General features: G+C 74.3%; 4 protein-coding genes. All 4 read right to left on the bottom strand.

Annotation, left to right across the window (positions count from 1 at the left end; translation table 11 throughout):
* The coding region (locus ABZ641_RS25840) for an acyl-CoA dehydrogenase family protein (RefSeq protein WP_359985349.1) at positions 1 to 1196 on the bottom strand (1196 nt) is incomplete at its 3' end.
* Positions 1193 to 2377, bottom strand: coding sequence for an acyl-CoA dehydrogenase family protein (locus ABZ641_RS25845; protein ID WP_359985352.1), 1185 nt, complete (start codon positions 2375 to 2377; stop codon positions 1193 to 1195). The genes ABZ641_RS25845 and ABZ641_RS25840, both read right to left, overlap by 4 nt.
* A 1-nt stretch (position 2378) precedes the next feature.
* Positions 2379 to 3602, bottom strand: a complete 1224-nt coding sequence (locus tag ABZ641_RS25850; RefSeq protein WP_359985355.1) for an acyl-CoA dehydrogenase family protein — start codon at positions 3600 to 3602, stop codon at positions 2379 to 2381.
* A 3-nt stretch (positions 3603 to 3605) separates the two neighbouring features.
* Entirely contained in the window at positions 3606 to 4634 is a 1029-nt protein-coding gene (locus tag ABZ641_RS25855) for a phosphotransferase family protein (RefSeq protein WP_359985358.1), read from the bottom strand.
* Positions 4635 to 4843 lie beyond the last annotated feature (209 nt).

Genomic DNA, 4843 nt, shown 5'->3' on the forward strand with positions numbered 1-4843 from the left:
CCCGGCCACCTCCGGCACCGGCCGCGTGCTCGGCCTCGACATCGCCACCGAGGGCGCCGCGATCCGCGAGCGGGTCGGCTACATGCCCGAGCACGCCGGGCCAGCGCGGCCCGGTGGGTGCCGGGGGTGCCGAGGGCGATCTGGTCGGCCTTGGCGCGCTTGAGGTAGAGGTGCGCCGGGTGTTCCCAGGTCATCCCGATGCCGCCGTGCAGCTGCACGCACTCCTCTGCCGCCCGCACGGCCACCGCCCCGCAGTGCGCCTGCGCCACCGCCACCGCGACCTCCGCGTCGGCGTCGCCCCGCGCCAGCACGTCCGCCGCGTACCGGGCAGCGGCCCGCGCCCCGACGATCTCCAGCCACAGGTCGGCCAGCCGGTGCTTGAGCGCCTGGAACGAGCCGACCGGCCGGGCGAACTGGGTGCGGTCCTTCAGGTACGCCACGGTCGTCGACAGGCACCACTCGGCGATGCCCAGTTGCTCGGAGGCGAGCAGTCCGGCGCCGGTGAGCAGCGCCTGCCGCACCGCCTCCTCCGCGTCCGCGCCGACCGCGACGGCCCGTGCCGGCACGCCGGTCAGTGCCAGGTCGGCCAGCGGGCGGGTGAGGTCGAGCGAGGTGCGCCGTGCCAGGGCCAGTCCGGCCGCGGCGGCCTCGACCGCGTAGAGCGCGGCGCCGGCCGGCCCGGCCGCGGGCACCAGCAGCACATCCGCCACCAGCGCGTCCGCGACCGAGGTGATCCGCCCGTTCAGCGTGCCGGCCCCGTCGACCCGGACGGTCGCCGGGAACCCGGTGCCGGGCGCGGTGGACAGCGGTACGGCGAGCGCCGCCGTCCGCTCCCCGCCGGCCAGCGCGGAGAGCAGCTCCTCGGCGCCGCAGGCGAGCAGCGCGGTCGTCGCCAGCACCGCACTGCCGAGGAACGGCACGGGTGCCGCGCTGCGCCCCAACTCCTCCAGGACGACGGCGGTCTCGCGCAGCGAGGCACCGGCCCCGCCGAGCGCCTCCGGCACCTGGAGGCCGGCCGCGCCGAGGTCGGCGGCGAGCTTGCGCCAGAGCGCGGGGTCGTACGGCGCGGGGCCCTCGCAGCGCGCGAGGATCGCCTCGGGCGGGCAGTGGTCGGCGAGCAACGCCCGTACGCTGCTGCGCAGTTCCTCCTCGACCTCGGAGTACAGCAGGTCGGCCGGGCCGGTGGCGTCGGTCATCGCGGCAGCTCCTTCCAGGGCACGTTCTTGTCGGCGCGCGGCTCGCCGGGCAGGCCGAGGACGCGCTCGGCGACGATGTTGCGCAGGATCTCCGAGGTGCCGCCCTCGATGGAGTTGCCCTTGGCGCGGAGGTAGCGGTAGCCGGCCTCGCGGCCGGTGAAGTCGACGTGGTCGGGCCGGACCATCGTCCAGTCGTCGTAGGCGAGGCCGTCCTCGGCGAGGAGTTCGACCTCCAGCCCGCTCAACTCCTGGGCGAGCCGGGCGAAGGCGAGCTTCATGGCGGCGCCCTCGGGGCCGGGCTGGCCCAGCGCGAGCTGCTGGCGCAGCCGTTCGCCGGTGAGCCGGGCGACCTCGGCGTCCACCCAGCCCTTGAGGAGCCGCTGGTGGAGGTCGTGGGTGCGCAGTTCGGGCCGGGCGCGCCAGGTCTCGGCGACGACGCCGACCATGCCGGCCTCGCGCGGGGCGGCCTGCCCGCCGATGGCGACCCGCTCGTTGTTGAGGGTGGTCTGGGCGACCTGCCAGCCCTCGCCGACGGCGCCGAGCCGGTGCGCGTCGGGGATGCGGACACCGGTGAGGAAGACCTCGTTGAACTCGGCCTCGCCGGTGATCTGCCGCAGCGGGCGGACCTCGACACCGGGGTCGGTCATGTCGCAGACGAAGTAGGTGATGCCCCGGTGCTTGGGCACGTCCGGGTCGGTGCGGGCGATCAGGATGGCCCAGCGGGCGGTGTGCGCGCTGGACGTCCAGACCTTCTGGCCGTCGACCGTCCAGGTGTCGCCGTCGAGGACGGCCCGGGTGCCGAGCGCGGCGAGGTCGGAGCCCGCGCCGGGCTCGGAGAAGAGCTGGCACCAGACCTCCTCGCCCGTCCACAGCGGCCGCAGGAAGCGCCGCTTCTGCTCCTCGGTGCCGTACGCGAGGATGGTGGGGGCGGCCATGCCGAGGCCGATGCCGATCTTCCGCGGGTCGTTGCCGGGTGCTCCGGCGGCGGCCAACTCGGCGTCCACGACGGCCTGCAGGGGTCGCGGTGCGCCGAGGCCGCCGAGCCCCTCGGGGAAGTGCACCCAGGCGAGTCCGGCGTCGAACCGGGCCCGCAGGAAGTCGAGCCGGTCGGTGGTCGCCGGGTCGTGTGCGGCGAGCAGGTCCGCCACCCGCTGCCGGAGGTCCTCTTCACGGACGGCCATGTCAGCCCTCCTTCTTCTGGTAGCGGCCGAGTTCGCGGCGGGCGAGCGAGCGGCGGTGCACCTCGTCGGGGCCGTCGGCGAGCCGCAGGGTGCGGTTGCCGGCCCAGAGCTGGGCGAGCGGGGTGTCCTGGCTGACGCCGGCGGCGCCGTGGGTCTGCACGGCCTTGTCGAGGATCCACTCGACGGTCTGCGGGACGATGATCTTGATGGCCTGGATCTCGGTGTGGGCGCCGCGGTTGCCGACGGTGTCCATCAGCCAGGCGGTCTTCAGCACCAGCAGCCGGGCCTGTTCGATCCGCACCCGGGACTCGGCGATCCAGTCCTGCACCACGCCCTGGTCGGCCAGCGGCCGGCCGAAGGCGACCCGGTCGACGGCCCGGCGGCACATCAGCTCCAGCGCCCGCTCGGCGATGCCCAGGGCCCGCATGCAGTGGTGGATCCGGCCCGGTCCCAGCCGGGCCTGGGCGACGGCGAAGCCGGAGCCCTCCTCGCCGATGAGGTTGGCGGCCGGCACCCGGACGTCCTCGAAGAGCACCTCGGCGTGCCCGCCGTGGTCCTGGTCCTCGTAGCCGAAGACGGTCATGCCGCGCTTCACCGTGACGCCCGGGGTGTCGCGGGGCACCAGGATCATCGACTGCTGCCGGTGCTTGGCGGCGGTGGGGTCGGTCTTGCCCATGACGATGAAGATCCGGCAGTTGGGGTTCATCGCGCCGGTGATGTACCACTTGCGGCCGTTGACGACGTACTCGTCGCCGTCCCGCTCGATCCGGGTGGTGATGTTGGAGGCGTCCGAGGACGCGACGTCCGGCTCGGTCATCGCGAAGGCGGAGCGGATCTCGCCGGCGAGCAGCGGCTCCAGCCACTGCTTGCGCTGCTCCTCGCTGCCGAACTGGTCGAGCACCTCCATGTTGCCGGTGTCCGGGGCGGCGCAGTTGAGCGCGGCGGGCGCCAGCAGCACCGAGCGGCCGGTGATCTCGGCGAGCGGCGCGTACTGGAGGTTGGTGAGGCCGGCGCCGGCCTCCCCGGGGAGGAAGAGGTTCCACAGGCCGCGTTCCCGTGCGGCGGCCTGGAGTTCGGCGACGACGGGCGGGATCGTCCACGGCTCGCGGGCCGGGTCGGCGAGCTGTGCGGCGAGCACCGGCTCGGCCGGGTACACGTGCTCGTCCATGAAGTCGAGCAGCCGGGAACGCAGCTCCTCGGTGCGGGCGTCGAAGGAGAAGTCCACGGGTCAGCGCTCCTTGAGTGCGGTGAGGCCGAACTGCACGAACAGCGGGACGAGTTCGCCGACCCGGTCGAAGCCGGCGCCGACCGTTCCGCCCTGGGTGAAGCGGTAGTGGATGCCCTCCAGCACGACCGCGAGCTTGAACGAGGCGAAGCCGGTGTACCAGCCGAGCGCCGAGACGTCCCGGCCGGAGCCGTCGGCGTACCGGGCGACCAGTTCGGCGGTCTGCGGGAAGCCCTCGGCGAGGGCGGCGCCTGGCAGCACGCCGTTGAAGCGGCGGGCCAGCTCGGTGTACATCACCAGCAGGCCGAGGTCGGTGAGCGGGTCGCCGAGGGTGGACATCTCCCAGTCGAGGACGGCACGGATCCGGTCGTCCGGGCCGACCAGGACGTTGTCCAGCCGGTAGTCGCCGTGCACCAGCGCGGGCGCGGGGGAGGCCGGCAGGGTACGGGCGAGCTGCTCGTGCAGCTCGTCGATGCCGGCCACCTCGCGGCTGCGGGAGGCGTCCAGCTGCTTGCCCCAGCGGCGCAGCTGGCGCTCCAGGAAGCCCTCGGGCCGGCCGAAGGCGTCGAGGCCGACCGCCGCGGGCTCGACGGCGTGCAGGTCGACCAGGGTGTCGACCAGGTGCAGGCCGAGCGCGTGCACCCGCTCCGGGCCGAGCGCGCCGAGCGCCTCGGCGTCCCGGTGCGGGGTGCCCTCGACGTACTCCATGAGGTAGAAGGGCGCGCCGATCACCTCGGTGTCCTCGACCAGCAGCAGCGGGCGCGGCACCGGGACGCGGGTGGGGTGCAGCGCGGCCAGCACGGTGTGCTCGCGGGTCATGTCGTGCGCGGTGGCGAGGACGTGGCCGAGCGGCGGCCGGCGCAGCACCCACCGCCCGGTGCCGTCCTCCAGCAGGTAGGTCAGGTTGGACTTGCCGCCCTCGAACAGCTTCGCCCGCAGCGGGCCGGTGACGGTGCCCGGCAGCTCTGCGTCGAGCCGCTCGCGCAGCCGGTCCAGGTCGAGACCGGGTGGGGTCTCGGGGGTGTCGGTCATGGGCCCTCGCCTCGGGAAGGACTGATCGGATCAAACACTGACGGAAGCACTGACGGGAAGCACTGACGGAGAGTGCTGACTAAGCGCTTGCTTAGCTTCGCCGCGACGCCCTCCCCTTGTCAACGGCCCGCGCGGCCCCGCGGGCGTGCCGCGACCGCGTTCCGGCTGCGCCCCGGGAACGCCGCGAGCCGTCCGCGGCAGCGCTTCCG

Source organism: Kitasatospora sp. NPDC007106 (assembly GCF_040634455.1).
GTDB lineage: Bacteria > Actinomycetota > Actinomycetes > Streptomycetales > Streptomycetaceae > Kitasatospora > Kitasatospora arboriphila.

Excerpts from the sequence above, each read along its gene's own strand:
- ABZ641_RS25855 (WP_359985358.1), bottom strand. The coding sequence starts at position 4,634 with ATGACCGACACCCCCGAGACCCCACCCGGTCTCGACCTGGACCGGCTG.
- ABZ641_RS25845 (WP_359985352.1), bottom strand. The coding sequence starts at position 2,377 with ATGGCCGTCCGTGAAGAGGACCTCCGGCAGCGGGTGGCGGACCTGCTC.